This is a genomic window from Flavobacterium sp. HBTb2-11-1 (assembly GCF_009826975.1).
Taxonomy (GTDB): domain Bacteria; phylum Bacteroidota; class Bacteroidia; order Flavobacteriales; family Flavobacteriaceae; genus Flavobacterium.
Genome location: NZ_WUMO01000019.1, coordinates 1 through 4,058 on the forward strand (window position 1 = coordinate 1; position 4,058 = coordinate 4,058).

General features: G+C 37.5%; 1 protein-coding gene. It reads left to right on the plus strand.

The window, feature by feature from the left end; translation table 11 throughout:
- A partial coding sequence (locus tag GR162_RS22045; protein WP_237421412.1) for a SprB repeat-containing protein occupies nucleotides 1-4,058 on the plus strand: 4,058 nt, incomplete at both ends.

Genomic DNA, 4,058 nt, shown 5'->3' on the forward strand with positions numbered 1-4,058 from the left:
AGCCAGTAACACCAATTACTCTTACAGCTAATAAATTAAGCGACGTATTATGTAATGGCGGTAACACAGGATCTATCAGATTAAATGTTGCTGGTTTCGGTTCTACTTATTCTTATACAGTTAATGGCGGAACTGCTGTTACAGGTGTTAATACTGCTACAGTTACTTTACCAAACTTAACTGCTGGTACTTATGCAATCGTAGTCACTGATGAAGCTACAGGTTGTACAGCTTCAGCCTCAATTACAATTAACGAGCCAGCAGTGGCTTTAGCGGCAACGTATGCCACTGTAAATGCTAACTGTTTTGTTGGTACTTCTGAAGTTACGGTTACAGCAACTGGAGGAACACCAGTTTACAGATATTCATTTGTACAAGATGGTGCTGCAGTTGGAACATACTCAAATAGTAATAAAGCAAACTTAGATCCAACAGTTAGTTTAAACTGGGATGTTTATATTATTGATGCTAACAATTGTACATTTAAATTGGATGTTACAATTGCAAGAGATGCTATTCCAACAGTAACAGCATCTGCTACAGGTCAATGTTTTGGTGTAGGTAGCTATACTATTACTGCTACGCCAGGAGCAGGTCTAGTTGCGCCATTGTCTTATAGTATAAATAATGGTGCATCTTATCAGGCTGGTAATACTTTTGTTATTACTACACCTGGAAGTTATACTGTTAGAATTAAAGATGGTAATGGATGTACTGCTAATAGTAATGTAGTTGTTGTAGATAATATTTTAGGACTTACTGCTGTATTAAATAAAGATGTTACTTGTTCTACTGCAACAGCTGCTCAAATTACTTTGACAGCAAACGGAGGAAGAGCTCCGTATACTTATGAGTCTAAAGAAGCTGCTGGTGTATATACGGCTATGGCTTCAAATGTTTTCAATACAATGAGTCCTGGAAACTATACTTTTAGAGTTACAGATGCAAATGGATGTAATTTTGTAACTACAGTTCCAGTAGCTATTACTACACCAGTGTTACCAGAAATTACTGGGGTTACACAAACACAAAGCATAAACTGTAATGGTGATGCTACTGCAGCAATCGCCATTACTATCGATAACACAAAAGGCCAAGCGCCATTTGTATTTACGGTATTAAATACTACAACGGGAACAAATTACGGTTCGCAAACATCTGGCTTGGCAGCTGGTGATTATGTAGTCACAGTTACAGATGCAAAAGGATGTACTGATACATTTAATATTACTATTGCCCAGCCTATGCCAATTGTTGTAACTAGAACAGTTACTCCAATTACTTGTGGTGCAGGAGGTGTATCTTTAGGATCTATTACAATTAATTCTGTTTCTGGAGGTACTCCAAATTATACTTACCACGTAACAGGAGTTAATGGTTATAACAGACAGATTCCAAACCAAACGGGAGCTACTGCTGTTTTTGAAGTAGTTGACTTTGGTTTATACCAAATTATTATTACAGACGCAAATGGATGTACAAATATTGAGCAAAACGTATTTGTTGCTTCACCACCAGATGATTTAGATATTACAGTAACATCACCACCGGCTGATTGTTCTTCATTAGGTTCAGCAGTAGTAGCTATTGGCGCTTCATCAACGAATATTACTGGTAATGGTCCATTCCATTTTGCAGTTTACACAGGTACAGGAATGACTTATACTGCTCCAACTGCTTTACCATGGTACGATGAAGACGTTCAAGGAAGTCCTCTAGGTGTAAATCCAGGAAGTAAAAAAACAACAATACCAAACTTATTGCCAGGTGTTAAATATACTTTTGTAGTGCATGATGCAGGAACTGGTTGTTATTACTATGAAACAGCTACAATGCCTATTCCTACAAATTCTACATTGACTGTTACCGGATTAACATCTAATAACATTACTTGTAGAGGAAGTAATGATGGAAATGTTTCGCTTACAGTGAACAGCACATATCCAATCGCAACACCAATTAGTTATGAAATCTATGATTCATTTACTATGGTTAGTACTGGAATCACGGGAACAGGAACAGTTCCTGCAAACGGTAATCTTGTAATCAATAACCTTGGAGCATTGAGTTTTGGAAATTACGTTGTAGTAATTAAAGAAACTGCGGGAGCTACAAACGCGGGATGTAGTGTTGCTTCAAATTCATTTAATATTACGCAATCAGCTATTGATTTATCAGTTACGGCTTCAGTTTCTAAAAATGCAAATTGTAACGCTAATTCTGGAATTATTACTGCTGTTGCAAAAGACGGAACTGCTCCATATACTTATTTATTGTTACCAAGTACAGATCCTGTACCTACAGCATCTACTGCTGGATGGACTTCTGCTAATACATTTAATAGAAATGCGGGAAGTTATATTGCTTATGCAAAAGACGCTTATGGTTGTATTAAGTCTGCGGCTGTTACATTAAATAAAGATGCGGATCCTACAATTACTGCCCCAGCAGAAATTTGTTACGATGGCAATCCATTTACAATATCTATTGTAGGAACTGTTGATCCTGCTATTGTTGGAGCTGCAAATTACAGTGTTAATGGAAGTGCTTTCCAAACGAGCCCTAACTTTACCTATAATGCTCCAGGTATTTATACTTTAGTTATTAAAGATGGTAATGGTTGTACTGCAACTACTACTTATGAGGTTAAACCACAACTACAGTTAAGTGTGGAATTGACAAAAGAGCTTGATTGTACAGCAACACCAAATGCTAACATTACCTTAACTGCGACAGGAGGTTATAGCTCTAGTTATACTTATGAGTACTCTACTAATGGAGGAGGTAGCTACACGACTATGGCTTCAAACGTACTTACAACGAGTGTATTAGGTAATTATATTTTTAGAGTAAGCGATGCTAAATTACCAGCAGCTTGTCAGGCTACTGCTACATTTACATTAGATCCTCTTCCAAATACTGTATTTACAACTGCTCAAACAGATGTAAGCTGTAATAGTGGTACAGATGGAACAATTACAGTAAATGTTACCTCTGGAGTTGGCCCTTACGAATACCAATTAGATGGAGGAGCATTCCAAGCATCAAATGTATTTACAGGTCTATCAGCAGGTAATTCATATATTATTACGGTAAGAGATGCTAAATCTTGCTTATTCCCTAGTACAGCAATTACAATTAATGAACCAGCAGCTTTATCGGCTACTTCTGCAATTACAACAGCATTAGTTTGTAATACAGGAAATGTTCCAAGTAAAGCGGTTGTAACTGTAACAGGTGTAGATGGTACTTCTCCATACTTATATAGTTTTGATAATGGAACAACTTACACAAGTGCAAATACATTTGAAACCTATGTAGGTACTACATTTAATGTTTTAGTGAAAGATGCTAAAGGATGTATCTATACTTTAGTAAACGGAGTTAATGTTCCGGTATTAGATCCACCTACAATAACAACTATCATAGGTACACCAGTTTATTGTGCACCTGCTGCTAATACAAGTAGTACAGTTACTGTTACCGCTACAAATGGAGTTGGTGCATTAGCTTATGCTATCTTATCTCCTGCAAGTGCTACTGGAAATGTTTCAGGTGCAGCTTCAGGTATCTTTACATCATTAGCACCTGCTACTTATTTATTCGAAGTAACAGACTCAAACGGATGTAAAGATCAAGAATCATATACTGTAGATCCAGTAACAAACATTACAATTGCAGGACAGTTAGTTAGCAATGTTGTTTGTAACGGACAAGCAAACGGTGCAGTGAAATTCACGGTTGCCAATTACGGAACAAGCTATACGGCTGCATTAACAGCAGGTACAGGCACGCTTGTTCAGACAGGAAATACGGTTGATGTTACAGGTCTTGTTCCTGGAACTTACACAGTAACGGTTACAGATGATACCACAGGATGTACAGCAACGGCTTCTGTAACAGTTGCCCAACCGACGGCGTTAGCTCTTAATTTAGTAAGCAACGTAAATGCAAACTGTAATTTTGGCGCAAAAGTTTCAGTTTCTGCTGCAGGCGGAACGCCAGTTTACAAATACCAATTTGTTCAGGATGGAGCTACACCAAATCCATTGGATTAT